The 26,140-nt window shown below is 72.2% G+C and carries 20 protein-coding genes; 7 read left to right on the top strand and 13 right to left on the bottom strand.

From position 1 onward, the window contains the following. Nucleotides 1–226 precede the first annotated feature (226 nt). The 3 genes from WN71_RS42030 to WN71_RS29645 all read right to left on the bottom strand — a co-directional run bounded on the left by WN71_RS42030 (nucleotide 227) and on the right by WN71_RS29645 (nucleotide 3,081). A complete protein-coding gene (locus WN71_RS42030; RefSeq protein ID WP_167382965.1) occupies nucleotides 227–403 on the bottom strand; it encodes a hypothetical protein in 177 nt (58 codons plus the stop codon). Between the two features lie 445 nt (nucleotides 404–848). After that, entirely contained in the window at nucleotides 849–1,472 is a 624-nt protein-coding gene (locus WN71_RS29650; protein ID WP_046591019.1) for a hypothetical protein, read from the bottom strand. Nucleotides 1,473–1,812: 340 nt separating this feature from the next. Then, the gene (locus WN71_RS29645; RefSeq protein ID WP_046591018.1) at nucleotides 1,813–3,081 is read right to left on the bottom strand and encodes an amidohydrolase; all 1,269 of its coding nucleotides are present in this window, start codon (nucleotides 3,079–3,081) and stop codon (nucleotides 1,813–1,815) included. 631 nt (nucleotides 3,082–3,712) lie between these two features. Between WN71_RS29645 and WN71_RS29640 the strand changes: the two genes are divergently transcribed. The 3 genes from WN71_RS29640 (at nucleotide 3,713) to WN71_RS29630 (ending at nucleotide 7,210) form a co-directional block, all read left to right on the top strand. Further along, complete coding sequence (locus tag WN71_RS29640; RefSeq protein ID WP_046591017.1) at nucleotides 3,713–4,189, top strand: DUF485 domain-containing protein; 477 nt, start codon at nucleotides 3,713–3,715, stop codon at nucleotides 4,187–4,189. Continuing rightward, nucleotides 4,186–5,796 (top strand): sodium/solute symporter, encoded by a 1,611-nt coding sequence (locus tag WN71_RS29635; RefSeq protein ID WP_046591016.1) that lies wholly within the window; start codon nucleotides 4,186–4,188, stop codon nucleotides 5,794–5,796. The genes WN71_RS29640 and WN71_RS29635 overlap by 4 nt, the downstream gene beginning before the upstream one ends. 250 nt (nucleotides 5,797–6,046) lie before the next feature. Then, nucleotides 6,047–7,210 carry an SGNH/GDSL hydrolase family protein gene (locus tag WN71_RS29630; RefSeq protein WP_046591015.1) on the top strand — a complete coding sequence of 388 codons (1,164 nt, stop codon included), beginning with the start codon at nucleotides 6,047–6,049 and terminating at the stop codon, nucleotides 7,208–7,210. Here the strand turns inward: WN71_RS29630 and WN71_RS29625 are convergent. Together WN71_RS29625 and WN71_RS29620 are read right to left on the bottom strand one after the other, a co-directional pair. Beyond that, nucleotides 7,205–8,974: a cation:proton antiporter gene (locus WN71_RS29625; protein WP_046591014.1), complete on the bottom strand. Its 1,770-nt coding sequence runs from the start codon at nucleotides 8,972–8,974 to the stop codon at nucleotides 7,205–7,207. The two genes, WN71_RS29630 and WN71_RS29625, sit on opposite strands and share 6 nt — an antisense overlap. Before the next feature lie 40 nt (nucleotides 8,975–9,014). Further along, on the bottom strand, nucleotides 9,015–9,962 hold the full coding sequence (locus WN71_RS29620; RefSeq protein WP_046591013.1) for a DUF389 domain-containing protein: 948 nt from the start codon (nucleotides 9,960–9,962) through the stop codon (nucleotides 9,015–9,017). 201 nt (nucleotides 9,963–10,163) lie between these two features. On the opposite strand from WN71_RS29620, the gene WN71_RS29615 reads away from it, so the two are divergent. Genes WN71_RS29615 through WN71_RS29605 form a run of 3 tightly spaced genes read left to right on the top strand, consistent with a single transcriptional unit; the run spans nucleotide 10,164 to nucleotide 14,547 of the window. Then, nucleotides 10,164–11,984, top strand: a complete 1,821-nt coding sequence (locus WN71_RS29615; protein ID WP_046591012.1) for a glycoside hydrolase family 15 protein — start codon at nucleotides 10,164–10,166, stop codon at nucleotides 11,982–11,984. A 3-nt stretch (nucleotides 11,985–11,987) separates the two neighbouring features. Continuing rightward, on the top strand, nucleotides 11,988–12,932 hold the full coding sequence (locus WN71_RS29610; RefSeq protein WP_240529812.1) for a cyclase family protein: 945 nt from the start codon (nucleotides 11,988–11,990) through the stop codon (nucleotides 12,930–12,932). A 34-nt stretch (nucleotides 12,933–12,966) separates the two neighbouring features. Then, nucleotides 12,967–14,547: a GMC oxidoreductase gene (locus tag WN71_RS29605; protein WP_046591011.1), complete on the top strand. Its 1,581-nt coding sequence runs from the start codon at nucleotides 12,967–12,969 to the stop codon at nucleotides 14,545–14,547. A gap of 49 nt (nucleotides 14,548–14,596) precedes the next feature. Here the strand turns inward: WN71_RS29605 and WN71_RS29600 are convergent, their stop codons facing one another. The 6 genes from WN71_RS29600 to WN71_RS29575 form a co-directional block, all read right to left on the bottom strand. Next, nucleotides 14,597–15,637 (bottom strand): cytochrome d ubiquinol oxidase subunit II, encoded by a 1,041-nt coding sequence (locus WN71_RS29600; RefSeq protein WP_046591262.1) that lies wholly within the window; start codon nucleotides 15,635–15,637, stop codon nucleotides 14,597–14,599. Further along, nucleotides 15,637–17,139, bottom strand: coding sequence for a cytochrome ubiquinol oxidase subunit I (locus WN71_RS29595; protein ID WP_046591261.1), 1,503 nt, complete (start codon nucleotides 17,137–17,139; stop codon nucleotides 15,637–15,639). Before WN71_RS29595 ends, WN71_RS29600 begins: the two co-directional genes overlap by 1 nt. Before the next feature lie 120 nt (nucleotides 17,140–17,259). After that, a complete protein-coding gene (locus tag WN71_RS29590; protein ID WP_046591260.1) occupies nucleotides 17,260–18,609 on the bottom strand; it encodes an NAD(P)/FAD-dependent oxidoreductase in 1,350 nt (449 codons plus the stop codon). Nucleotides 18,610–18,615: 6 nt separating this feature from the next. Next, nucleotides 18,616–19,455, bottom strand: a complete 840-nt coding sequence (locus WN71_RS29585) for an SDR family oxidoreductase (protein ID WP_240529811.1) — start codon at nucleotides 19,453–19,455, stop codon at nucleotides 18,616–18,618. 224 nt (nucleotides 19,456–19,679) lie between these two features. After that, a complete protein-coding gene (locus tag WN71_RS29580) occupies nucleotides 19,680–20,717 on the bottom strand; it encodes an NAD-dependent epimerase/dehydratase family protein (protein ID WP_046591259.1) in 1,038 nt (345 codons plus the stop codon). 172 nt (nucleotides 20,718–20,889) lie between these two features. Continuing rightward, complete coding sequence (locus WN71_RS29575; RefSeq protein ID WP_046591258.1) at nucleotides 20,890–21,888, bottom strand: aldo/keto reductase family protein; 999 nt, start codon at nucleotides 21,886–21,888, stop codon at nucleotides 20,890–20,892. 182 nt (nucleotides 21,889–22,070) lie between these two features. Between WN71_RS29575 and WN71_RS29570 the strand changes: the two genes are divergently transcribed. Next, complete coding sequence (locus tag WN71_RS29570; RefSeq protein WP_046591257.1) at nucleotides 22,071–22,382, top strand: hypothetical protein; 312 nt, start codon at nucleotides 22,071–22,073, stop codon at nucleotides 22,380–22,382. Between the two features lie 141 nt (nucleotides 22,383–22,523). On the opposite strand, the gene WN71_RS29565 is transcribed toward WN71_RS29570, so the two are convergent. Both WN71_RS29565 and WN71_RS29560 read right to left on the bottom strand, forming a co-directional pair. Then, the gene (locus WN71_RS29565) at nucleotides 22,524–25,154 is read right to left on the bottom strand and encodes an alpha-L-rhamnosidase (protein WP_046591256.1); all 2,631 of its coding nucleotides are present in this window, start codon (nucleotides 25,152–25,154) and stop codon (nucleotides 22,524–22,526) included. 64 nt (nucleotides 25,155–25,218) lie between these two features. Then, nucleotides 25,219–26,136, bottom strand: a complete 918-nt coding sequence (locus tag WN71_RS29560; protein ID WP_052743163.1) for a carbohydrate ABC transporter permease — start codon at nucleotides 26,134–26,136, stop codon at nucleotides 25,219–25,221. Nucleotides 26,137–26,140 lie beyond the last annotated feature (4 nt).

The raw sequence follows: 26,140 nt of genomic DNA, 5'->3' as shown, positions 1-26,140 counted from the left end.
CGTCCTTTCTGTCGATCCGCTCGGGAGGTTGAACTTCTTCGTAGTCAATCGGCATATGACCGTACGCCTTTCGGAGGCTTAGAACAGAAGTCGGTTGTCTCTTGCATCCTTTCGAGTGAGCCGAACTTGCCAGACGCGAACGGTGGGGATAGAGGAAGTGCCGCGCCGAGGATCAATACGGGTCCGGGGGGAGATCCGTTCGAAATCATCAGGACCCGGTACGACGTCAGGAGGCGACCGCTACGGCTCCGACCAGCTCCGCGACCCCGAGGACGGCGGCCACCAGGCAGAACAGCGCCATCGGCACGACGGCCCGCGGCAACGGGCTGCGCGGCCCGGGAAGATGGGAGGCGGAGGCGAGCGCGGCAAGCCGGAGGCACCCGCGGTCGACGCGGCCGCGCATCCCGCGAGCGGCGCCCAGACGTTCAGCGCCGGGGCGACGACCGGCGCCGTCTGCACGGGCACCAGGGACCGGACGTCGCTCGGGCAGGCCTGGAGGAGGCGCGTGCCGACCGGGTCGCCGTGCCGTCCATGGGCGAGTTCGGGCAGCAGTGGGGGCCGCGTCCGCGGCCGGCGCTCGGGCTGCCGGCACCACCGGACGGGGCCAGGACCGCCGCCCGCTGCGGATCGGGCCGGACCACCGGGCGCAACGCGCCCGGGGCGAGGCGGTGTTCGTACGACTGTGCCGCCCGGGTACGAGCGGCAGCAGCGCGTAAGAGACCCTGAGCACACCGCGGCCCGCCCGGTACGCCCGGATCAGGAACCGCAGTTGACGCGAGCGGTCCACGGCGAGGGGCGTGCGGTCGGCGGGGGCGGTGGCGGGAGGGGTTTCTCCGAACGGGAGGCGGTCAGTAGCGCTGGGCCTTCGCCAGGTGCGCCGTCAGCCTCGGCTCCGAGGGCTGCCGGCTGAAGACGATCGGCTGTGCCTTCTTGCCGGGTTCGAGGTTCTCCGCGCCGGTGTAGCGGGTCTCGACGACCTTGCCCTGGTCGTTCTCGAAGTCGATCTGGACGGCGTAGGACGCCTTCTTGTCCGTGGTGTTCGTGATGGTGACGAGGACGGCGAGGACGCCTCCCGTCGTCGAGTTGTTGAGCCCCTTCATGCTGACGTCCGACTTGGCGTTGCCCCCTCCGGACACGCCCTTGAGCTCGTTCTGGGCCGTCTCCGCCCTGCGGCCGGTCTCCGCGTCGACCGACGCCTCGAACTCGGAGGCCCGCGCGGACAGGGACGAGGCCGCCGAGGAGGCCGACGCACGTGCGGAGGAGAGGGCCGCGGAGGCCGACGACTTGACCGCGGACGGGGTCGAGCCGGTGAAGGACCCCGTCTCCGGCGCGGAGGGCGTCTTGCTCGCGGAGGAACCGGAGTCGGAGTTGTCACTGCAACCCGCGAGCACCCCGGCGGCCAGGGTGCCGGTGACGACGGCCGTCACCAGCAGACGGGTACGTGGCCCGGCGGGGCGGTGGGGGGAGGTCATGAGGTCGTCCTTCGGCTCGGGAGCGTGCCCTCATCGTCCGTTCCCGGCCCGCGCCCCGCGAGCGGACGGACTCCTGACGGGCGAATCGCGGCCTCCGGCCTCCGGCCCGGTACGCCATCCACCGGAGCGAGCCACGCGCCCTCCCCCTCGCGGGGCGGGGCGTGAGGCGCCGCGCCCGCACCGGGGCATGTCGCGGCGCCCGCGGCTGCGGCATGGTGGGGGCTGAGCGCGCAGTTCCCCGCGCCCCTGGGGCGTGTCGCCCCGGCCCCCGCCCATGACGCGGCGTACGACGCACCTGCTACGAAGCCTCGGTAGCCCCGCCGGGCGTGCGGGGCCCCGGCTACGGCGCCTCCGTACCCCCCGCCCGCCCCAGCCACGTCCGTGCCGCGACGACCAGGGTCTCCACTCCCGTGGTGAGCGTGGGCTCGACGACCGGGGCGAAGAACGGCGAGTGGTTGCTCGGCAGCGAGTCGAGCTGTCCGGCGCCCAGCGCCTGGATGGTGGTCTCGGCGTCCAGGCCGCCCCAGAACCAGAAGACCGTCGGCACGCCGGCCGCCTCGCCGAACACACCGACGTCCTCGCTGGCGGAGACGAGCGGCATCGGCAGCAGCCGCTGCGGCCCGAAGTGCCCGGTGAACGCGGCCACCGTCGCGGCGGTCGCCTCCGGGTCGCTGACCAGGAGCGGCACGCTCTGGTGCCAGGTGATCTCCGGCTGTTTCGGCGCCCCGCTCGCGGCGCACTCGGCGCGCACGACCCGCTCGATCGCCTCCATGACCTTGGCGCGCACCTGCGGGGAGTAGCTGCGCACGTTCACCCCGAGCTCGGCGGTCTCGGGGATGATGTTGTCCTTGGTGCCCGCGTGCAGCTTGCCGACGGTGACCACGGCCGCCTCCGCGGGCGGCACCTCCCGCGCGACGATGCCCTGGAGGCGGGTCACCACGTGCGCGGCCATCAGCACCGGGTCCACGGTGGCCTCGGGCCGCGAGCCGTGTCCGCCCTTGCCGTACAGGACGATCTCCGCGCTGTCCGCGGCGGCCATCACCGGGCCGCTCGCGTGGCCGACGAACCCGGCCGGCAGCGGGCCGACGTGCTGGCCGAGCACCACGTCCGGCTTGGGGAACCGCTCGAACAGGCCGTCCTCGACCATGTCCCGCGCGCCGCGGGCCAGTTCCTCGGCGGGCTGGAACACGATCAGCAGGGTTCCGGTCCAGGCGTCGGTGGCGCGGGCGAGCACGGTGGCGGCGCCGACCAGGCAGACGGCGTGCATGTCGTGGCCGCAGGCATGCATCACCGGCACCTCGTGGCCCGCCCCGTCGACCGCCCGCGCGGTGCTGGCGTAGGGCAGGCCGGTCTGCTCCGCGACGGGCAGGGCGTCGATGTCGGCGCGCACCATGACGACCGGGCCGTCCCCGTTGCGCAGCACACCCACCACTCCGGTGCCGCCGACGTGCTCGGTGACCTCGTAGCCGAGGGGCGCGAGCGCCTCGGCCAGGCGGCGCGCGGTGCGGTGCTCCTGGAGGGAGAGTTCCGGGTGCTGGTGAAGGTCGCGGTACAGGTCCGCGAGTTCCTCGGTCAGCTCCGTCAGTCCGTTCCACACGCCGTCGGTCACGGCCGTCTCCTCTTGCCTGGCAGCACCCGGCACCGGACGGCCGGATCGGCTCCGATCATCGCACCCATGATCACGTGGGACGAGGTCGGAAGCCTGTGAGTTTGCGGCTTCGCCGCCGCATGCCCCGGCGCCTCCGGCGTACGGCGGCCGAGAATGCGCCCCTGCAATGCGCGGGCGCACGCCTCGATTGCGCCCCATGGAAAGAGAGCCGCGTACAGAGGCGCGCGGCAGCACCGAACGCGAAGACGATGAATAACAGGAGGCGCGCGGGGGAGAATTCGGGGGCCGGACGCAGGCTCGGCACAGATTTCGGCGCGTATCCGGCCCCGGAAAGCACCGCGCAAACCATCGCACATTCCCCCTTCTTCGAATCGACCCCGGCGACCTCGGCTGTTCCCAACGGTTTCTCTGATCCCATCCGTCACTGCATTCACTTCTGATCACATCCGCGACCAGGAGGTTTCCCGGGGTCACCCCCTTCCACCAGCCAATTCCACCAAACGTCTCCCCTTCGTACGCCTGGCCGAATACCGTGCGAGAGACCGAGCCGCTTTCCCCCACCACGTTCCGCAGAGTGCGCGCCCGTCCGGTCTCCATCCGCTCCGTGCCGATCCGCTCCAGGAGTATGGGAATGTTCTACGGCAACGCCGACTCGCCGCATCCCCCGCCATCAGAAACCGAGACTCCGCAATCAGGGACCGAGCCGCCGCAATCGGATGCGGCCGGGTATCCGGCGCCTCTTTCCGAGGATTTACCGCCGGGCCACTTATTACCCGAGCGGACGCATTCCCGTTCCACCCTGGCCCATCACGGAGACCTGAGGCGGCTGCGCCGCAGGTACCGGACCCAGCGGCGCGTCACCACCCTGCTGGCCCTCGGGTACTTCACCGCCTTCCTCGCCCTGTCCGCGCTGGAGCCCGACTTCATGAGCCGCCGGGTGGACGGTCTCCCCCTCGGTCTTCTCCTCGCCCTCTCGCACGTCCCGCTCACCTGGCTCGCCGTCGTCGTGTACGAGCGCAGCGCGCGCCGCTATGTGGACCCGCTCGCGTTCCGGGTCACCCATCACGCCTCCTGGGCGGTCGGCCCCGACACGGGGAGCGGTCGGTGACGTCGTTCAGCGGCACCGCCCAGACGTGGTCGCTCGTGGCCTTCTGCGCCGTCGTGAGCGTGACCCTCCTGCTGTGCATCGTGACCGGACCCGACCACGAGGATCTGGACGACTACTACACCGGCTACCGCTCGCTCTCGCCGCTGCGCAACGGGCTGGCCATCGCCGGGGACTACGTCTCCGCGGCCACCGTGCTGACGATCGGCGGGGTCATCGCACTGTGCGGCTACGACGGGGTGGTCCTGTCGATCAGCACCCTGCTGTCACTGCTGGTGCTGATGTTCCTGCTGGCCGAACCACTGCGCAACGCGGGCCGGTTCACCATGGGCGACGCGCTCGCCCGGCGCGCGCCGCAGCGCTCCGTGCGCATCACCGCGTGCCTGGTGACCATCGGCGCGCTGGTGCCGATGATGCTCGTCCAACTCGCCAGCACCGGCCAGCTGCTGGCGTTCATCCTGGGCTTCTCCAGCGGCGCGGTGAAGACCGGCTGCATCGTCGGGGTGGGCACCTTGATGGTGGCGTACGCGGCGATCGGCGGGATGCGCGGCACCGCGCTGCTGCACATCCTGAAGATGATCGCGCTGCTCGGGTCCGGAGTCGTCGTGACCGTGCTCATCCTGCGGCTGTTCGGCTGGGAACCCTCCTCGCTGTTCGACGCGGCCGCCGCGCGCAGCCAGGCCGGGGCCCGCTACCTGCGCAGCGGCCTGGAGTTCGTCGGCGGGCCGCATCCCCGGCTCGACATGGTCTCCACGCAGTTCGCCATCGTGCTCGGCGGGGCCTGCCTGCCCCATGTCACCATGCGCATGAACACCGCGGACTCCGCACGGCAGGTGCGGCGTTCGATGTCGTGGGCGGTGTCGTTCGTGGCGCTGTTCGTCCCGCTCATCACCGTGATCGGGGTGGGCGCGACCGCGCTGGTCGGGCGGGCCGGGGTCGCGGCCGGGGACCCGCACGGCAACACCGCGTTCCTGCTGGGCTCGCGGGCGGCGTTCGGCCCGGACGTCACCGAGTTCGAGAGTTTGCTGTTCACCACCGTCACCAGCGCACTCTTCCTCACCCTGCTCGCGTCGGTGGCCAGCATGACCCTCGCCTGCGCCAACTCCCTGGCGCACGACCTGGTCGCCTCGCGCCGCAAGGGGCTGAGCCCGCGCACCGAGCAGACGGTGGCCCGCCTGTCGGCGGTGCTGATCGGCGCGCCGGTCATCGCGCTCGCCACCCTGGTGCAGCACCACAGCCTTCAGCCGCTCGCGACGCTGTCGTTCTGCGTGTCCGCGTCGGCGATCGCACCCGCGCTCGTGTACAGCCTCTTCTGGCGGCGCTTCACCGCCTCCGGCCTGCTGTGCACGCTCATCGGCGGCTCGCTGACCGTGCTGGCGCTGATGCCGGGCACCAATCTGGTCTCCGGCTCCGCCGCGGCGGCCTTCCCGGGCCACGACTTCAACTGGTTCCCGTTCACCACCACCGCCCTGGTGTCGGTGCCCGCCGGATTCGCGTTCGGCTGGCTGGGCACCGTACTGCGCGGCCGGCGCGCCCAGCAGGAGGCGCGCGACCGCTACGAGGGCATCGAGCGGCTGCTGCTCGCGGGACCGCCGCGCAGACCGCGCTGACGCCGGGGCCGCGCGGGGTGCCCGGGCGGCCGGCCGAGAGGTTGCCCGGACGGAGGGCCGCGCGGGATGCCCGGGCGGCCGGCCGACGGGCGTCGGCGCGCCGACACGGACCGGCCCCCGCGGGAGTGGTACGACCGAAGCCGGATACCGGATCAGTACCACCGGGCCCGGAACCCGGGATCCGGACCCCGGACACCCGGAACCCGGCTCCCGGTCCCGGCCTCGCCCCCGGCCCTAGGAGAGTTCCCCCGTGCAGTCCGTCCTCGATCGTGCCCTCGACTGTGTCGCCGGCGCCCTCGCCCTGGAGAAGACCGCCGCGCCGACCGGCGTCGTACTGCACCGCTCCCCCGCCTTCGGCCGACTGCAACTTGCCTACCAGGGCTTCGAGTTCAGCAGCACGGTGCCGTCCGGTGTGCGCTTCGAGATGCTCACGGACGCCACCGTCGTCGAGATCGACACCCGGCTGATCGCGATCCCGCCGCCCGGCGCCACGTCCCCCGGAACCGTCTTCGACCTGGTCGTCGACGGCGAGCTGCGGGACCCCGTCGTGACCGACGCACGGACCCCGGTCCTGCCCGACCTCGCCACGGGCGCGTTCGAGGCGGACCCCGGGCGCCACACCACGCTCCGCTTCCCCGTCGGCCCGGACGCCGGGGAGCGGCGGGTGGAGATCTGGCTGCCGGTGGCCGCCGCCCTGACGCTCCTCGACGTCCGGGTGCCGGACGGCGCGTCGCTGCGCCCCGCTCCCCCGGCCGGGCCGCTGTGGGTGCATCACGGCAGCTCCATCAGCCAGTGCGCCGAGGCCGGCCGCCCGACCGGCACCTGGCCCGCGCTCGTCTCCCGCGCGGCGGGGCGCTCGCTGGTCAACCTGGGCCTGGCCGGCCAGTGCAACCTCGACCCGTTCATGGCCCGCGCGATCCGCGACCTGCCCGCCGCCGCGATCAGCCTGGAGCTGGGCATCAACGTCGTCAACGCCGACAGCATGCGGGAACGCACCTTCGTCCCGGCGTTCCACGGCTTCCTCGACACGATCCGGGACGGGCACCCGGACACCCCGGTCCTCATCGTCACGCCGATCGTCTGCCCGGCCGCCGAGGAACGCCCCGGCCCCATGCTCGTCGACCCCACCGGCCGCGCCTGCGCGGTGAACCGCCCCCCGGAGCTGGGCGCGGGCGCGCTCAGCGTCCGCCGCATCCGCGAACTGCTCGCCCAGCACGTCGAGTTGCGCCGCAAGCACGGCGACGACCGGCTGCATCTCGTGCACGGCACGGAGCTGTTCGGGTACGGCGACGTGGGCGACCTGCCCGACGGTCTGCACCCGAACGCGGCCGGGTACGCCCGCATCGCCGACCGCTTCCTGCCGCTCGCGTTCGACGAGGGCGGCGCGCTCACCGCCGGGCCGGCAGCCCTATGACACCGGGCGGTCGCCGCCCGGCGCCAGCAGCACGAGGGTGTCTCCCGGTTCCGGTGTGGGCGTGTTCGCCTCGGTGACGGGCTCCAGGCGGTGCCCGTGGCGCACCACGAACAGCAGGCTGCTGCCGGTGGGGACAGGGCCGTCGGCGGGGACCGCGACGATGCTGCCGCCCTCCCGGTGGCTGCGGGCCAGCGCGGGGCCGGTCAGATCCGGGCCGAAGAGGATCTCGCCGCCGAGGTAGGGGGCGACCACGCCGTGGCTGCTCTTGGCCGCGCCCACGCGGAGGACCGGTCCCTCGACACCACCGCGCAGGACCGAGGTCGCGAGCGCGTTGAAGTCGTCCTGGTCGGTCAGGAGGAACACGCCGGTCACCCCCTCCAGCTCGGCGCCCTCGCCGGTCGCGTTGGCGAGCATCCCGCCCGGCGCGAGCTCCAGGCCGGCCAGCCGGATGTGGTCGCGCTCCCGGTCGTGCCCGGCCCACATCAGCACCTCCATCCCGGTGGACCGCAGGGTCGCGCCGAGGTCCAGGACCCATGGGTGGCCGCCCACCAGCAGCGGGCGCGAGCGCGACGGGCGCTTCACCCGCAGGAGCCGGGCCACGGGCTCCGCGGTGAGGCCGTAGAGAGTCACCGTGGCGACGATGACGACGAAGGTCGCCGGAAGGATCTTGGCCGCGCCGCCGACGTGGTTGGCGACCAGGGCCGTGGTGAAGGTGGAGGCGGTGGCGGCCGCGACGATCCCGCGGGGGGCCATCCACCCGACGAAACACCGCTCGCCCCGGGTCAGGTCGGTGCCGAAGGTGCAGATCGCGGCGACCAGGGGCCGCACGACGACGACCAGGAAGGCCGCGAGGCCGAGCGCGGGCAGCCCCACATGGCGCAGCGACGCGGGGGTGACCGTGGCCGAGATCGAGGTGAAGAGCAGCCCGATGATGAGGCTGACCAGGGTCTCGAAGAACTGGCGGCGGACGGGGACGTCGATCCGGGAGATGTTGGCCACCGACAGACCCATCAGCACGGCGGCGATGAGTCCCGAGTCGTCGCGCAGGACGTCGCAGCCGGCCGCCACCCCGATCACGGCGGCCAGCTGGGCCGTCGTGCCGAGCACCTCGCCGGGCCGCACCACCCGGAACAGCGCCCACAGCACGACCGCGCCGATCACGCCGCCCGCCACTCCGGTGCCCACGCTCGCCGCGAAGTACGCGATGCCGCGGGTCGCCGTCGGCTCGGTGCTCGCGTCGACGGCGTGGAAGACGAGGGCGCCGAGGATGCCGCCGACGGGGTCGATGAGGGAGCCTTCCCACACGAGGATGTGCCGGAGGCGGTCCTTGGGCCGCACGATGCCGAGCAGCGGCCCCACGACGGTGGGCCCCGACACCACCAGGACGGCGCCCAGCGTGATGGCCGCCTGGTGGGACATGCCGAGCAGCGGAACGGCGAGCGCGGCCCCGAGCAGGCAGGTGAGGGGCACGCCCAGCCAGATCAGGCGGCGGACGACCCGGCGGTTGTGGCCCTTGAACATGCTCAGGTCCAGGCCGAGGCCCGCGTCGTAGAGGATCACGGCGACGCCCAGGGACACCAGCGGGGAGAAGGCCGCGCCGAGCAGCCGGTCGGGGTTGACGTCGTCGATCAGCGCTCCGGCCGCGAACCCGACCGGGAGCATGACGATCAGCGAGGGGATGCGCAGGACACTGGCCAGCAGCTGTGAACCGACGGCGAGGACCAGGATCAGACCCACGCCGATGAGCACGTCATCCGTCGTCACGAACAGTCCTTCTCTCGGGGGCCGCTGGGGGTTTGACGCGTCAGGCCGCCGACGCCCGGCTGCGCAGACCGATGCGCCGCCACGCCGCCCGCTGAAACTTCAGCGTCATGACGCCGACGACGATCAGCAGCACGATGTTGAGCAGCAGCTGGAGGAACGAGCCGCGCGCCTCGCTCCAGCTGGAGTACGCGAGGGCGACTCCCATGTCGGCGGCGGCCGGGATGGTGGTGACGGAGATGAACACGCCGAGCAGGGCGCTGGTCCTGGCCTGTGTCAGCGAGACGATCCCGACGACGCCCGCCAGTACGGCGACGACCGCGGAGAAGAAGCCCGGGGTGTCGATCAGGGTGGTGACCGGCCTGACGCCCAGGCCGAAGAGTTTCGGGGTGAGGCCCATGCCCCGGACCGCCCACGAGAACAGGAACGTCACCAGGACCGCCAGCGCGAATCCGGCGGTCAGCGCGAACAGCCCCTGCCGGACCCTGGCTCCGTTGCGGCGGTCGAGGCCCAGCGCGACGCTGGTGATGGCGCCGTACTCGGGCCCCACGACCATGGCCGCGACGATCAGGATCTGCGAGTTGGACAGGATGCCGACCGCCCCGATCACCCCGGCGATCACGAGGTAGAGGTAGAAGCTCGGGACGTACGTGCCCTCGGCGCGGATGCGGGCCTCGACCTCCTCCCACACCGGCGTGTGGGCCAGCGGCCCCAGCCGCCGCTGCTCGGCCTCGGCGGCCTGGTCGGAGAACGCGGTGTCGACGGGCTCGATGACGATGGATCCACGCGAGCCGACCCCCAGCGCGCGCAGGCCCCGCAGCAACGAGCTCGCGTCCCCGGCCAGCACGTCGCACTGGATCGCGTCGCCGTGCGGATTGCGGGCGCCGCCGGAGACCACGAGATTGAAGACGCACCGGTCGTCGGAGAGCAGTTCGACGGTCCGCGGGGTGAGGTCGGGCGGGCTCACCAGTCGGACGTGGATCAAGTCCATGGCCACTCCCACGCTTGGCCGGCGGCGGGGCCGGGGGTGCCGCGGACCCTGCCCGACATGCACGCTTCGTCATGGAACGAGCACAAAAAATAGCACCCGATTCCGGCAAATCACCGCCCACGCTCGCGTGTGGCGAGGTCACATCACCGGTCCGATAGTGGACATGAAGAAGGGTGCTCGGGGAGACAGTGGAGTGACCAGATGGACCGCTACCCTCCCATCGCCGACCACGGGCTGGTGGGCGACCTGCAGACCTGCGCGCTCGTCTCCTCCGAGGGCGTGGTGGACTGGTTCGCGTCGCCGCGATTCGATGCGCCCAGCGTCTTCGCCGCCCTGCTCGACCATGACGGCGGAGGGTATTTCCGCATCGCGCCCGAGCATCCCGACCTCATCTGCAAGCAGCTGTACTACCCCGGTACGGCGGTCCTGGTGACCCGGTTCATGTCACCGGACGGCGTGGGCGAGGTCGTCGACTTCATGCCGCCCGACCAGAGCCGCACACGGACCGACCGCCACCGGCTCATCCGCCTCGTGCGGGCGGTGCGCGGGACCGTCGAGTTCACCCTGGAGTGCCGGCCGCGCTTCGACTACGGCCGCGCCGAGCACCGGCTCGACCTGGCCGAGGACGGCGCCCGCTTCCACGCGCCGATGGCGGACGCGTACCTCCAGGCGACGTTCCCGCTGGAGGCGGACGGACGGGACGTGCGCGGCACCGTGCGCCTGGACGCCGGCCAGAGCGCCGGAGCGGTGTTCACGGCCTGCGACCCGGGCGGCGCCCCGCCCGAACCCCTCACGCTCGACGCCGTCCACGCGCAGGAGGACGAGGTCACCCGTTTCTGGCACACCTGGCTGCGCCAGTCCCGCTACCGGGGCCGCTGGCCGGAGCTGGTGCACCGCTCGGTCATCACCCTCAAACTGCTCACCTACGCCCCCACCGGCGCACTGGTGGCCGCGGCGACCATGGGCCTGCCCGAGCAGGTGGGCGGCGAGCGCAACTGGGACTACCGGTTCACCTGGATCCGCGACGGGTCGCTGTCGGTACGCGCCCTGCTCGACCTCGGCTTCGTGGAGGAGGCCACCGCCTTCGTGCACTGGCTGGTGGAGCGGCTGCGTGAACGCGAGGGCAAGGAGGACGAGCCGCTCCAGACGATGTACCGCATCGACGGCAGCCCCGACCTGCCCGAGGAGAACCTGGAGCACTTCGAGGGCTACCGGGGATCGGCGCCGGTGCGCATCGGCAACGGCGCGGCCGACCAGCTCCAGCTCGACATCTACGGCGAGGCCGTCTACGCGCTCTCCCAGGGCCGCGAGATCGAGTCGCAGTCCTCGTACGAGGGCTGGCGGACCTTCTCCCGGACGCTGGACTGGCTGGCCGACCACTGGGACCGGCCCGACGAGGGGATCTGGGAGACCCGCGGCGGCCGCCAGGACTTCACCTACAGCCGGGTGATGTGCTGGGCGGCGTTCGACCACGGCCTGGCCCTGGCCGAGCACTGGCGCAGGCCCGCCGACCTGGACAAGTGGCGGGCCGCCCGCGACGCCGTCTTCGAACAGGTCATGGACCGCGGCTGGAGCGAGAAGGAACGCGCCTTCATCCAGCACTACGGCAGCGACGTGCTGGACGCCTCGCTGCTGCTGATGCCGCGGGTCGGCTTCCTCGGCTCCAGGGACCCGCTGTGGCTGTCGACGCTGGACGCGATGGACCGCAAGCTGGTCTCCGACAGCCTCGTCTACCGCTACGACCCCGCCGCCTCGCCGGACGGACTGCGCGGCTCGGAGGGCACCTTCAGTCTGTGCACCTTCCTGTACGTCGACGCCCTCGCGCGGGCGGGACGGCTGGAGCAGGCCCAGTACACCTTCGAGAAGATGCAGACCTACGCCAACCATGTGGGCCTGTTCTCCGAGGAGATCGGCCCCAGCGGCGAACAACTGGGCAACTTCCCACAGGCGTTCACCCACCTGGCGCTCATCATGGCCGCCAGTACCCTCGACGACGCCCTCGACGCGGAGCACGGGCGCTGACACGTGGGCACCCACGGCTCCCGCACGCGGCCGCCACGGCTGACGGCGGACGCGTTCGACGCGCTGTACCGGCGGCTCGCCTCCGCGACGGCGTGGGCGGCCGGTGAGCGGGGCGCGCTCATCGCGCTGACACCACGTCACGTGGCGGCGGCGGCACAGGAGATACGCAGCGGCAGGACCGTCACACTCGCCGCGCCGGTGGAGACCTCGACGGGACCCGACAGCCCGGAGCCCGCCCGGCACACGATGGTCGCCTGGTCCGAGCAGGCCGACGACCAAGGGCTGCACTTCGCGCGCGACAGCTTCGCGATGAACGTGCACGGCGACACCGACAGCCACCTCGACGCCCTGTGCCACGTCATCTACCACGGCACCCTGCACGGCGGCGTCGACGCGGACAGGGTCACCGCGGACGGCGCCACGGCGCTGACCGTCGAGGCGCTCGCCGACGGGATCGCGGGGCGGGGCGTACTGCTGGACATCCCCCGGCTGCGCGGCGTGCCGTGGCTCGAACCGGGCGAGCACGTCAGCGCCGAGGACCTCGCCGCCGCCGAGCGGTCGCAGGGCACCCGGGTCGGCGAGGGCGACCTGCTGTTCGTGCGGGTGGGCCACCGCAGACGCCGGGCGGAGGAAGGGCCCTGGCACACGGCTCGGGCCAGGGCCGGACTGCACCCGGACGCCCTGGAGTTCCTCGCGGAGCGCCGGGTCGTGCTGCTGGGCGGCGACGCCAACAACGACACCGCGCCCAGCGCCGTCGACGGCGTCGACTTCCCCGTGCACGTGCTGGCGATGCACGCGATGGGCGTACACCTCCTGGACTACCTCCAGTTCGAGGACCTCGCGCCCCTGTGCGCGGCCGAGGAGCGCTGGTCGTTCTTCTGTGTCGTGGCCCCCCTGCGGCTGCCCGCCGCCACCGGCTCCCCCGTCAACCCGATCGCCATCTTGTGACAGAAACCGACGACTCCACGGATAGGGCGTTCTCATGACCGGCGACCAGCACTACGACGTCATCGTCATCGGCACCGGAGCCGGCGGCGGCACCCTCGCGCACCGCCTGGCACCCAGCGGCAAGCGCGTGCTGATCCTCGAACGCGGCGGCTATCTGCCCAGAGAGCGGGACAACTGGGACTCCACCGCGGTCTTCGTCCAAGGCCGTTACCGTGCACCGGAGTTCTGGTTCGACAAGCACGGCAACGAGTTCCCTCCGGAGGTCAACTACTACGTCGGCGGCAACACCAAGTTCTACGGCGCCGCACTGTTCCGGCTGCGCCCCGAGGACTTCGGCGAGCTGCGGCACCACGACGGGCTCTCCCCGGCCTGGCCGATCGACTACACGGACCTGGAGCCGTACTACACGCAGGCCGAACACCTCTACCGGGTGCACGGCCGGCACGGCGAGGACTTCACGGAGGGACCGGCGAGCGGCCAGTACGCCTACCCGCCGGTCGAGCACGAGCCGCGGATCCAGCAGCTCAGCGACGACCTGGAGAAGCAGGGGCTGCACCCGTTCCACCTGCCGATCGGCGTGAACCTCACCCAGGACGAGAACGGCCGCGCCACGCACGCGAGTTCCTGCATCCGCTGCGACCGGGTCGACGGATTCCCCTGTCTGCTGGGCGCGAAGTCCGACGCGCAGGTGATCTGCGTCGACCCCGCGCTCGAACACCCCAACGTCACGATGGTGACCCACGCGGACGTCCGGCGGCTGGAGACCGACGAGTCCGGGCGGTCGGTCACGGGCGTGGTCGCCGACCTCGGGGACGGCACGACCGAGACGTTCACCGCGGACGTCGTGGTGGTCGCCTGCGGCGCGGTGAACTCCGCCGTGCTGCTGCTGCGTTCGGCCAACGAACGGCACCCCGGGGGCCTGGCCAACAGCTCGGACGTCGTGGGCCGTCACTACATGCGCCACAACAACCTGGCGTTGATGGCAGTGTCGAAGGAGCCCAACCCCACGAAGTTCCAGAAGACGATGGCCCTGCACGACTGGTATCTGGGCGCGGACGACTGGGAGTTCCCGCTCGGCGGCATCCAGATGCTCGGCAAGTCGGACGCCGACCAGATCCACGGCGAGGCGCCGCGCTGGGCCGGCAAGGTCTCCCCCGACATGCCGTTCGAGGTGCTCGCCCACCACGCCGTCGACTTCTGGCTGTGCGGGGAGGATCTGCCGCTGGCCGAGAGCCGGGTCACCCTCGACAAGGACGGCGGCATCCACCTCGCCCTGGACGAGGGCAACAACATGGAGGGCCTGAAGCGGCTCCGGCACAAGTTGCAGGGAATGCTCGGTCACTTGGGGATGCACCCGCACCGCCTGCTGAACCACAGCATCTACCTGCACAAGGGGATGCCGATCGGGGCCACCGCCCACCAGGCCGGCACGGTGCGCTTCGGCACCGACCCCGCGAGCTCGGCCCTGGACGTCAACTGCAAGGCCCACGACCTCGACAACCTCTACGTCGTGGACACGTCGTTCTTCCCCAGCATCGGCGCGGTCAACCCGTCGCTGACCGCCATCGCCAACGCCCTGCGGGTCGGGGACCACCTGGTGGAACGGCTGGGGTGAACGCGCGAGGCGGGCCCGCGCCACGTCGTGGCGCGGGCCCGCCCGCTCCTCAGACGTTGTCCCCGGGAAGCCCCGCGGCCCGTGTGTCGGCGTCGGTCAGGGGTTCCAGCTCGCTCTGCGTGTCGAGCCAGTAGACGAGCACGAGCCCCGGGCCCACCAGAACCACCGCGATGAGCGTGACGATGCCCAGCCAGGCGAGCGTGTGCGCGGCACCGGCCCCGTCGGCCACCGTCAGCGTGGTCGGCAGCAGATACGGCCGCTGCGCGAACCCCCAGGCCAGGATGGCCAGGGCGACCGTGGCGACCGAGGTGTGCCGGGACCAGCGGTGCGCCCGCAGCACCAGCAGCGCGACCGTCACGAGACCGAAGCAGGCCGAGAGGATCATCATCAGCAGGCCCAGGCCCCGGGTCATCCCGTGCCAGACGTAGGAGGCGTCGTGGTGGGTGACGGGCAGGGCGATGAGGGCCAGGACCACCACCGCGCCGAAGGCCAGCAGGGCCCGCAGCCGGAAGTAGTCGACCAGGTCGTCCGCGCCGAACCGGCGGGCGTCCGCGACCAGGAAGACGGCGCCCAGGAACGCGGTGGCCGCGATGGCGAGCAGACCCGCGAGGATCGACGTCGGGTTGGCCCAGACGTGGGCGGTGGCGGGCGTGCCCACCGCGACCCGGCCCGACGCGACACCGCCGAGCACGGAGCCGAGGAAGTACGGCGTGATCAGCGAGGCGACCGCGAACACCGCGCCGTAGACCCGCCGCCGGGCCAGCCGCCGGCTCGGCTTGCGCAGGGCGAACCCGGCGCCGCGCAGCACCGTGCCCACGGCCGCGAGGACCAGTGGCAGCCACAGGGCGGTGAACACGGCCTGGAACATGACGGGGAAGCCGGTCCACATCAGGACGAGCACGAAGATCAGCCAGACGTTGTTGACCTCCCACACGGGCGCCATCGCGTGGTCGATGAGCCAGCGCACTCGCTTTCCCCGCTCGGCGCCGCCGGCCAGCAGGTCCCAGAAGCCCGCCCCGTAGTCGGTGCCCCCGCCGCAGGCATAGGCGGCGACGACCACGACGAGGACCCAGGCGATGACGTCCGCCATCAGTGGTCACCTCCCGGGCGTCCCTCGGACGGGCCCGCTCCCCGGCCGCCGCCCGACGGGGCTCCGGCGGCCGCGGTGTCCACCTCGTGGCGGGGCCCGTACGGCGTGTCGGCCTCGGGGTCGAGAACGGCGGCCGCGCCGGCCGCGGCCTCGTCGGCCACCCGCCACCGGGTCCGCATCTTCAGCACGATCGCCAGGAACGAGCCGAAGACCGCGATGTACAGCGCGATGACGACGCCGAGCATGGTCCAGATCCCTCCGGCCCGGGTATGGGTGACGGCCTCGGACACGCGCATGTGGTTGTAGACGATCCAGGGCTGGCGGCCGACCTCCGTGGCGATCCAGCCGCACTCGACGGTGAACAGGCAGGCCACACCGGCGACGGCGGCGCAGCGGAAGAACCAGCGGTTGGCCTTCAGGTCGCGGTGGCGCCACCAGATCCACGCGTACCAGAGGGCCAGCAGGATGAGCACGCTGCCGATGGTCGCCATGGCGTCGAAGCAGAAGTGCACGAGCGTTGCCTGGGCGGCGTTCGGCCGGTTCGCGGCCGGCACCGAGGTCAGTCCGGTCACCTTCGTGTCGGGTCTGAACCCGGCCAGGATCGAGTCGAGTTGGGGGATCTTGATGCCGCCGGAGATGGTCCCGTCGGAGTGCAGCCGGCCGAAGACGTACTCGGGCACATGTGTGTCGGTCTTCCAGACGATCTCCAGCGCCGCGAACTTCACCGGCTGTTTGTGGAACACCGAGCGGGCGGCGGAGTCGCCGAGGAAGAACTGGATCGGCGTGAGGATCGCGGCGACGGTGAACGGCACGGTGAAGCCCAGCTTGTGGTACCGGTCGCGACGGCCGCGCAGCCAGCCGACCGCGTACACGCCCGCGACCACGTACCCGGCCGTCAGGAACATCGCCACCACGAAGTGCCAGTACTCGGGGCCGAAGATCGGGGTGAAGACGGCCTTGCGCACGTCGACGTCGGTCGGGTTGCCGTGGGCGTCGAGGCTGAACCCCTGCGGGGTGTTCATCCACGAGTTGGCGGCGATGATGCCGAACGCGCCCATCAGGGCGGCCAGCGGCAGCGGCACGGCCAACCAGAAGTGCGTCCACGGCCTGAGGCGGCGCCAGCCGTACAGATAGATGGCGATCATGATGGCCTCGAGGAAGAACGCCCACGCCTCCACGCCGAAGCCCAGTCCGAACACGTCGCCCCAGCGGCCCATCATGCCCGGCCACAACAGGCCGAACTCGAAGGACAGCACGGTGCCGGTGACGATGCCGATGGCGAACTGCACCGCCATCACCGCCGACCAGCGCCGCGCGAGCTGCATCGCCACCGGGTCGCCTCGGCGCAGGCCCCGGTAGTGCATGATCAGCGTGACGAAGGGCAGCGCCACCCCGAAGGGGACGAGCAGGATGTGCGAGGCCAGGGTGAAGGCCATCAACTCACGGGCGGGCAGAAGCTGGGCCGGCGTGCTGCCCGCCAGGTTCACTGCTGTGCTGAGCATGGATGGTGCGGTGCTGAGCATGGGTGCCTCGGTGATCCTCACCCGCCGTCGGCGGGGAACGCGGGAACAGGACGATGGTGCAAGGGAGTTCCTCGACCGGCCGGGAACGGGCGTGCCCTCTCAGGGCCCCCGCAGCACCGCGGTAGAACCGTGCGGCACGCGGGGCCGGGCGGGCTCTGGGTCGGAGTCGGGCAAGGTGAAGGCGCGTTCCCGGCGCGCGCCGGAGGCGAAGACGATCGCCCAGCTGAGCGCCGCGCCCAGTCTGCTGCGGAATCCGGTCAGGAAGGCGACGTGGATGAACAGCCAGGTCAGCCACCCGCTGACGCCCGACAGATGCACGGGTCCCGCCTTGACGACGGCTCGTCCCCGGCAGATGTAGGCCGCGGCGCCGAGGTCCCGGTACCGGAACGGCTTCGGCTTCCTCGTCCGGCCCTCCACGGTATGGCGCACCGCCCGGCCCGCGTACGCGCCCGACTGCATGGCGACCTCCGCGAGGCCGGGCAGATGGTTCAGTGACATCGCGTCCCCGACCACCCGGATCTCCGGATGCCCGGGGAGGGTCAGATCGGGCTTGACGGCGATCCGTCCGGCGTGGTCCTGTTCCGCACCGGCGGCCTTCGCCAGGGCGCGGGCGAGGGGCGGTGCCTCCACGCCCGCCGTCCACAGCACGGTGCGTGCCGCGTGCCGCGTGGTCGTGCCGTCCCGCTCCTGCACCGTGAGGCCCCGCGCGTCGAGGTCGGTGACCCGGGTGCCGAGGTGGAGCTCCACACCGAGGTCGTGCAGGGTGCGGGCCGCCTTCCCGGCGAGCCGGTCGCCGAAGGTCCCCAGTACGTGGTCGGACCCCTCGAAGAGCAGCACCTGGGCCTGGAGCGGGTCGATGGTGCGGAACTCCCGGTCGAGGGTGTGGCCGGCGATCTCCCGGATCTGCCCGGCCAGTTCCACTCCGGTGGGACCGCCGCCGACCAGTGCGAAGGTCAGCCACTGGCGGCGCTCCTCCGCGTCGGCGGCCGACTCGGCCATCTCGAAGGCCCGGTAGAGCCTGCGCCGGATCTCCAGGGCGTCGGCCAGCGTCTTCATCCCCGGGGCGTGGACGGCGAACTCGTCGTGCCCGAAGTAGGACTGGCGCATCCCGACCGCGACGATCAGGTCGTCGTACGGCACGACGACGCTGCCGCCCTCCGGCCGCCGCGCGTGGACGGCGCGGCCCTTCACGTCCACGTCGGTGGCGTCGGCGAGCAGGCAGCGCACGTTCGCGTGGCGGCGCAGGACCGCGCGCAGCGGCTGCGCGATCTGTCCCTCGGACAGGATCCCGGCGGCGCACTGGTAGAGCAGCGGCTGGAAGAGGTGGTGCGCCCGGCGGTCGACGAGCGTCACCGCGACCGGCGACCGGCGCAGCGCGCGGGCGGCGAACAGCCCGGCGAAACCGCCCCCGACGATCACCACCCGGCGGGGCGTCACATGGTCTTCCACGGGGCCTCAGCCGCCGGTGGCGAAGCCGGGGAAGAGGGTCATGCCTCCGTCGACGTACAGGGTGGTGCCCACGACGTAGTCGAGCAGGTCGGACACCATCGCGACGACCGCGTTGGCGATGTCCTCGGGGTCGCCGACCCTGCGGTACGGGATGAGCTTGAGGAGTTCGGCCTCGGCCTCGGGCGTGTCCCAGGCCGCCGTGTTGATCGGGGTGCGGATGGCGCCGGGCCCGACCGCGTTCACGCGGATGTGGTGCGGGGCGAGTTCCTGGGCGAGGGTCTGCATCATCATGCCGACGCCGCCCTTGGAGGAGGCGTAGTTGACGTGGCCCGACCACGGGACGATCTGGTGGACCGAGCTCATGCAGACGATCTTCCCTGCCGACCGGGACACCTCCGGGACGACACCGCGCCGCATGAACTCCTTGGCGGCCTCCCGCGCGCACAGGAACTGGCCGGTGAGGTTGACGTCGATGACCTTCTGCCACTGGGCCATCGTCATGTCGACGAGCGAGGAGTCCCGCTGGAGACCGGCGTTGGCCACCATGATGTCGATGGTCCCGAACTCCTTGACGATCCGGGCCACCATGTCGACGACCTGGGCCTCGTCGGACACGTCCGCCTCGTGGGCGTAGGCGTTGACCCCGAACCCCTTGATCTGGTCCACGACCTTCTCGGCCTCGTCCTTGCCGACGACGTAGTTGACCACGACGTCGGCCCCGGCCCGCCCCAGGGCGATGGCGGTCGCCTTGCCGATCCCCGAGTTCGCCCCGGTCACCAGAGCCTTCTGGCCCTGGAGCAGCCGTCCGCCCAGCGACCTGTCGTTTGCGTCAGCGCTTGCTGCCACCACGGTCCTCCTAGCTCGCTCCCGCCGGCACCCGTCCCGGCCGACCGGCAGGGAGACCTCAGGGGAGACGCCGAAATCCGGTAGTCAGACATCCGGTAGTCAGACAAGAGGATCAACGCCTTGGTGGCACGTCCGGCGCGCCCGGTCGGCCTCACTCGGCCCCGCGACGTCACCCCGCTGGCGGACAGCCCGGGACCGGTCCCCTGTCCGCCCTCTCGCTTCCCTCAGGAGGACACCGCGGCGAGGAACGCGTCCTCGCGCGCGTAGTCGAGGAACCGGCGCACGTACGGCTCGTCCGGGCCGGGGAGGATCCGCTCCGGATCACCGGTCCGCGCCGCGTGCGCCAGCCAGTCGAGCTCGGCGGCCGCCGTCGCCGCATAGCCTCCGACGGGCCGGTGGCCGAGCGCGAGCGCCGCGGAGGTGTCGAGCACCACCGGGTACGGCGCGTCCCAGGGGGTACGGCCCAGGCCGGCGGGGGCGGTGTCGTCCAGCGGCACCTCCTGCCACGTGTGCCCGAAGTGCCGCGCGACGATCCGGTGGATCTCCAGGGCGCTGGGCGCGTCGGGGTCGGCGCAGTTGAGGACGCGGGTGCCCGGCCGGGCCGCGACCGTCTCCACCAGCGCCGCGAGGTTGGCCGCGGCGGTCTGGTGCACGACGCCGGCACCCCGGCGCGCGAGCAGTGCGGCAGGGCGTCGGTCCAGGACCCGCGCGACGACCGCCCACGTGCGCGGCGGCGACGCGCCCACCCCGTGCACCTGCGAGGGGCGCACCACGGTGACGGGCAGCCCGCTGTCCAGGGCGACCTGTTCGGCCGCGACCTTGCCCGGGCCGTAGCCCTCGCGGGTGCGGTGGTCCGCGTCGCCGGGCGGCAGCGTGGGCCGGCTCTCGTCGACGGGGCCGTCGAAGCGGGGCGGGGCGGCGGAGTTGGCGTGGTTGCCGTCGTCGTCGACGTACACCGCCTTGCTGGAGACCAGCACGGTGGAGCCGGCGTTCCGGGCGAGGGCCAGCAGCCCTCGCGCGTCGGCCGCGGTGAAGCAGAGGCAGTCGAGGACGAGGTCGGCGCCCGCGCCCAGGACGGCCTGCAGCCCGCCCTCGTCGGCGCGGTCCACGGCGGTGAACCGGGCGCCCGCGGCGGCGAGTTCGGCCGGCAGGCGGGCCGGGTCGCGGCCGGTGACGTCGACCCGCCAGCCGGCGGCGAGCAGGCGCGTGGCGGTGGCCCGGCCGATGACGCCGGTACCGCCGAGGATCAGGGCACGGGGCATGTCACGACCGTAACGGCGCGGGACCGCGACCGTGGCCGCGCGTGCCCTGATCCAGCCCGGCCCGCTCGGCGCGGGCCGCTCCGGGGCGCCACTCCGAGCGGGCCGCATCGGGGCGCCACTCCGAGCGGGCCGCTCCGGAGGCGCCGCGGGTGGCCCGCCGCAGGCGGCTCGTTCAGCGGTGCCGGATGCCACTCTCGGCCATGGGGGCGAGCGTCCGGCCGGTCACGGGCACGTCACCCAGGGCGGCGTCCACGGCCGCCAGGACGTCGTCGGAGAGGGTGACACCGGAGGCGGCTGCGTTGCTGTGGACCTGTTCGGGCCGGGAGGCGCCGGTGATGGCGGAGGAGAGTTCGGAGCGGCGCAGCACCCAGGCGAGGGCGAGGGTGGGCATGCTCATCCCGGCCCCGTCGGCGATCGGGAGCAGCCGCTGCACGGCGTGGAGTACGGCGTCGCTGTAGACGAGGTCCTTGGAGACGGCCATGGTGTCGCTGGCGAAGCGGCTGCCGGTGGGGGCGGGCTCGCCCGGCCGGTACTTGCCGGTCAGCATTCCCTGGGCGAGCGGGGACCAGACGATCTGCCCGATGCCGTTGGCCGCGCACAGGCCGAAGAGCTCCGCCTCCGGCGCCTGCCAGAGCATGGAGTACTGGGGCTGCGAGGAGACGAACAGATCGGGCCCGGCGATGTCGACGGCGGCCTGGATCTGCTCGTTGGTCCACTCGCTGAAGCCGAGGTAGCGGGCCTTGCCCTGCTCGACGACCTTCTGGAGCGCCTCGACGGTGTCCTCGATCGGGACGGCGGCATCGAAGCGGTGGGCCTGGTAGAGGTCGACGTGGTCGGTGCGCAGCCGGGTGAGGGAGGCGTCGATCTGCTTGGCGATCTGGGCGGGCGCGAGGCCGCGGTCGGTGGGGTCGTCGGACATCTGCCCCCACACCTTGGTGGCGAGGATGTACGAGTCGCGCGGGTGCGCGGAGAGGATCTCGCCCCACGCGGTCTCGGCGGCCCCACGGCCGTAGACGTTGGCGGTGTCGAAGAAGTTGATGCCCGCGTCGAAGGCCGCCTCGGTGCAGGCGCGGGTCGCGTCGGCCTCGACACCGCCGGAGTAGGTGAGCCACGAGCCGAGCGAGATCTCCGAGACCTCCAGGTCCGAACTGCCGAGCTTGCGGTACCGCATCAGGGGTCCTCCAGTCGGTGGGCGAGCGGGGCTGCTGCCGGGTACAGCATTCCGTCGCGGGGGCCGGGATGCGACTCGATCAACGGCAGTGCGCATGACCCGTACTGGCAGTGCGACGGCGGCCGGGCCTACGGTCAGGTCTTCACCGACAACCCGTCCGACACGAGGAACGCACTGCGCCGATGCCCGAACCCGACCTCTCCGCCGACGACCACGGCTGCCTCCGCCTGGTCCTCGCGGTCCCGCTGACTCTGCTCACGGTCATCGCCGCGTACTTCTGCCGGACGGCGCTGACGATCCGCCCCTCGGGTTCCTGGGACGACGACGCCTACGCCGGGATCGTCCTGTCCTGCGTGCTCACGCTCGCCTCTGCAGGCGCGGCGGCCGCGCTGTGGCTGTTGCCGGCGGTGCGGCGGACCATGTCGTGGTGGTGGATCGGCCCGGCCGTCCTGCTGGGTGCGACTGCGACGATCCGTTGGGCCATGAGTGGCTGAGGCGACCCGTGGGCGGCCCGGCCTCGCAGGTTCAGGCGAACTCCGTGTGCGGTGCTGCGCCGGACCCCGCGCAGACCGGCATGGCCGGACCGGGGCCCGAACCGTGGACCCCGGTCCGGTCCGTGCGGCGTGATGTCAGGCTCACGCCGCACGTCCTTGGCCGCCCGCGCCGTCGACGACGTGCTCTCCGGCGGCGAGGGTGAGTGGCGCGCGGCCCGGCAGTTCGACGGTGCCGGTGCAGCCCGGGGGCACGGTCACGGTGGCGACGAGCCGTCCGTCCGCGGTCAGTTCCCACGCCAGCGCGGCGGTGCCGTAGGGCGTCTCGTGGCGGGTGCGCGCCCAGGTGATGCCGCCGCCGGGGCGGGGCCGGAAGGTGAGGGCGCGAGAGCCGGGCGCCGCGGGGGCGATGCCGCCGACGACGCGGTGCAGCCAGTCCGCGACGGCGCCCAGCGCGTAGTGGTTGAAGGATGTCATGCCGCCGGGGTTGAGGGTTCCGTCCGGACGCAGGCTGTCCCAGCGCTCCCAGATGGTGGTCGCCCCCATCGTCACGGTGTACAGCCACGACGGGCACTCGGTCTGCGTCAGCAGCCGGTAGGCGACGTCGAGATGGCCGGTGTCGGTGAGCGCGTCGCAGATCAGCGGGGTGCCCACGAAGCCGGTGGCGATGCGGGCGCCGTCGCGCAGCACCAGTTCGGCGAGCCGGTCGCCGGCTCTCTGGCGCGCCCGCTCCCCGTCGAGCAGGTCGAAGGCGAGGGCGACGGAGTAGGCCGTGGGGCTGTCGCTGGTCATCAGGGAGCCGGGGGCGACGTAGCGGCGGCGGAAGGCCGCAGCGACCTCGTCGGCGAGCCCCGCGTAGCGAGCGGCGTCCTCGTCGAGGCCCAACGCCTCGGCGGTCAGCGCGAGATGGCGGGTGGACCAGGCGAAGTAGGCGGTCGCCACGAGGTAGCGGTCGGTGCGGGCGGCGGCGGGGTCCTCGGGCGGGGCGATGGGGTCGAGCCAGTCGCCGAGCTGGAAGCCGGTGTCCCACAGTCGGCTCGGCCCGGCGAGCCGGGTCATGAGGTCGACCCAGGCGCGCCCCATCGGGTAGTGGCGGCGCAGCAGTTCGCGGTCGCCGAAGCGCTGGTAGAGCATCCAGGGGGTGAGGGTGGCGACGTCGCCCCACGCGGCACCGGGCTGGACGGGGGTCCATATCGGCTCGCCGGGGATGACGGGCACGTACCAGGGGACCGTGCCGTCGGGGAGTTGCTCCACGCCGACGTCGGTGAGCCAGGAGTCGAGCATCCCCGCGCAGTCGTAGAGGAAGGAGGCGGTGGGGGCGAAGACCTGGATGTCGCCGGTCCAGCCGAGGCGTTCGTCGCGCTGCGGGCAGTCGGTGGGGATGTCGACGAAGTTGCCGCGCATGCTCCAGACGACGTTCTCGTGCAGCCGGTTGACCATCGGGTCGCTGCACTCGAACCAGCCGGTGCGGGTCATGTCGGTGTGGTACACGCGGGCCGTGACGGCGTCCGGGGTCAACGCGCCGGGCCAGCCGTCGACTTCGGCGTAGCGGAAGCCGTGCAGGGTGAAGCGGGGCTCCCAGGTCTGCGCGCCGGAGCCGTCGAGGACGTAGGTGTCGGTCGAAATGGCCTCGCGCAGCGGGCGGGTGGCGAGTTCGCCGTCCTGGAGCACTTCGGCGTGGCGCAGGGTGACGGCGGTGCCCGCGGGTCCGTCGACGGTGATCCGCAGCCGGCCGACCAGGTTCTGCCCGAAGTCGAGCAGATGGCGGCCCTCGCCCTTGGCGGTGACGGTGACGGGGGCGATCTCCTCGGTGCAGCGCACGGGCGCGCCGGTGGGGGCGATCAGGGTGCGCGGGTCGCGGCTGCCGGTGGCGACGCGGTGCCAGCCGGCCTCGCGGTCGCCGTGCGGGGTGGACCAACGGGGGTCGTGCAGCCGGGCGTCGAAGGTCTCTCCCTCGTACAGGCCGGAGAAGAGGACCGGGCCGGTGGCGGCGAGCCAGTCGGCGTCGGTGGCGACGACCGTGGTGGTGCCGTCGTCGTGGGTGACCTCCAGCTGGGCGATGAGGGACTGGTCGGTGCCGTAGAGGTTGCGGTGGCCGCCGTCGAAGCCGATGCGGCCGCGGTACCAGCCGTCGCCCAGCCAGGCGCCGATGGTGTTGGCGCCGGGGGCGAGGTGACCGGTGACGTCGTAGGTGCGGTAGCGCAGGCGTTCGCCGTAGACGGTCCAGCCCGGGGAGAGGGTGTCGTCGCCGACGCGGCGGCCGTTGATCTCGGCCTCGTACAGTCCGTGGGCGGTGATGTAGAGGCGGGCGCGGGCCACGGGCCGGTCGAGGGTGAAGTCCCTGAGCACGCGGGCCGGCCGGCGGTCGCTGTCGGGATCCTCGGGCCGGTCGGCGCCGACCGGTACGGCGCGCCAGTCGCCCGGAGCGAGGAGACCGGCCTCGACGGCGGCCGGGGGGCTCCACGGGGACGGCGTGTCGCCGCCGGTCCACACGCGGACGCGGACGACGGCGCGTTCCCGGGAGGCGAGGGGCGCTCCCGGCCAGCGGACCAGGATCTGTTCGGGGCCGGGGATCCGGCCCGTGCGGTAGGGGGTGGCACCCCGGTGCGAGGTGCCGCGGAGGTACCGGGTGCCGTCGCGTTCGATCTCGATCTCGTACGCGTCCTGTACGGCGGCGCCGGGTGGCAGCGTCCAGGACAGGCGGGGCGCGGCCACTCCCGCACCCAGTCCATCGCTCAGGTGTTCGAACGTGATGGGGGCAGGCTGAAGGGACATCGGGTGTGGGGACCTTCCGTTGAGGGGGTGGTTCGACCGTGGCGGCCGGGAGGGCGGGGTGGTGTCAGCCCTTCACGGCGCCTCCGGTCAGTCCCTTCATGACCTTCTGGTTGAGGAAGAGGTAGACGAGCAGCGTCCCGAAGACGTTGATGCAGATGGCGGCGAACAGCGGACCGTACTGGGTGGCGCCGAAGTCGCCGGTGAAGTTGAGCAGTCCGACCTGGATGGTGCGCAGATCCTGGTCGTTGGTGAAGGTCAGCGCGATCAGCAGGTCGTTCCAGAGGAAGAAGAACTGGACCAGGCCGACGGTCAGGACGGCGTTGCGCACGACGGGCAGGCTGATGCTCCAGAACGCGCGCAGGATGCCGGCTCCGTCGATGGTGGCCGCCTCGAACAGCTCGCGGGGCACGGACTTGTAGTAGGTGGCCATCATGAACACCGTGAGCGGCAGGCCGGTTCCGGTGTAGGTGAGGATCAACGGCCAGAGCGTGCCCGAGAGTCCGGCCTGGAAGTACACGGTGAACAGGGGCAGCAGGATCATCTGCGAGGGCACCATGATCCCGGCGAGGAACAGCAGCAGGGTGAGGCTGCGGCCCTTCCACACCATGATCTGGAGGGCGAACCCGGCCGCCGCGCCCAGCAGCAGGATCAGAGCCAGGGACGGCAGGACGGCGAGCAGGCTGTTGCGGACGTACAGCCCGATGTGGCCGGTGGTCCAGGCCGCGGAGTAGTTGCTCCACTCCCAGTGCGTCGGCAGGCTCCAGGTGGAGTGGTTGAGGTAGTCGTCGTTGGACTTCAGGGACGTCAGGAACATCCACACCAGCGGGTAGACCTCGACGACCAGCAGAACCGCGACGACTGCCTTCACCCACAGGCGCCGGCCGAGGCGCCTTCCGTGGCGCGGGCGTCCCGGGCGCCCGTTGCGGGCGGTCCGCCCGCCGATGCGGGCCGAGGCGGTCTTCAAAGGCGTGTCGACTGCCATGGGT

Source organism: Streptomyces mangrovisoli (genome assembly GCF_000974985.2).
GTDB classification, from domain to species: Bacteria; Actinomycetota; Actinomycetes; order Streptomycetales; family Streptomycetaceae; genus Streptomyces; species Streptomyces mangrovisoli.
The sequence above is the reverse complement of the archived record's forward strand: the minus strand, read 5'-3'. Positions and strand labels throughout refer to the sequence as shown.

Excerpts from the sequence above, each read along its gene's own strand:
- WN71_RS29600 (WP_046591262.1), bottom strand. The coding sequence starts at position 15,637 with ATGGCGGACGTCATCGCCTGGGTCCTCGTCGTGGTCGTCGCCGCCTAT.
- WN71_RS29580 (WP_046591259.1), bottom strand. The coding sequence starts at position 20,717 with ATGCCCCGTGCCCTGATCCTCGGCGGTACCGGCGTCATCGGCCGGGCC.
- WN71_RS29560 (WP_052743163.1), bottom strand. The coding sequence starts at position 26,136 with ATGGCAGTCGACACGCCTTTGAAGACCGCCTCGGCCCGCATCGGCGGG.
- WN71_RS29570 (WP_046591257.1), top strand. The coding sequence starts at position 22,071 with ATGCCCGAACCCGACCTCTCCGCCGACGACCACGGCTGCCTCCGCCTG.
- WN71_RS29620 (WP_046591013.1), bottom strand. The coding sequence starts at position 9,962 with ATGGACTTGATCCACGTCCGACTGGTGAGCCCGCCCGACCTCACCCCG.
- WN71_RS42030 (WP_167382965.1), bottom strand. The coding sequence starts at position 403 with ATGCGCGGCCGCGTCGACCGCGGGTGCCTCCGGCTTGCCGCGCTCGCC.
- WN71_RS29595 (WP_046591261.1), bottom strand. The coding sequence starts at position 17,139 with ATGCTCAGCACAGCAGTGAACCTGGCGGGCAGCACGCCGGCCCAGCTT.
- WN71_RS29615 (WP_046591012.1), top strand. The coding sequence starts at position 10,164 with ATGGACCGCTACCCTCCCATCGCCGACCACGGGCTGGTGGGCGACCTG.
- WN71_RS29565 (WP_046591256.1), bottom strand. The coding sequence starts at position 25,154 with ATGTCCCTTCAGCCTGCCCCCATCACGTTCGAACACCTGAGCGATGGA.
- WN71_RS29605 (WP_046591011.1), top strand. The coding sequence starts at position 12,967 with ATGACCGGCGACCAGCACTACGACGTCATCGTCATCGGCACCGGAGCC.
- WN71_RS29575 (WP_046591258.1), bottom strand. The coding sequence starts at position 21,888 with ATGCGGTACCGCAAGCTCGGCAGTTCGGACCTGGAGGTCTCGGAGATC.
- WN71_RS29650 (WP_046591019.1), bottom strand. The coding sequence starts at position 1,472 with ATGACCTCCCCCCACCGCCCCGCCGGGCCACGTACCCGTCTGCTGGTG.
- WN71_RS29640 (WP_046591017.1), top strand. The coding sequence starts at position 3,713 with ATGTTCTACGGCAACGCCGACTCGCCGCATCCCCCGCCATCAGAAACC.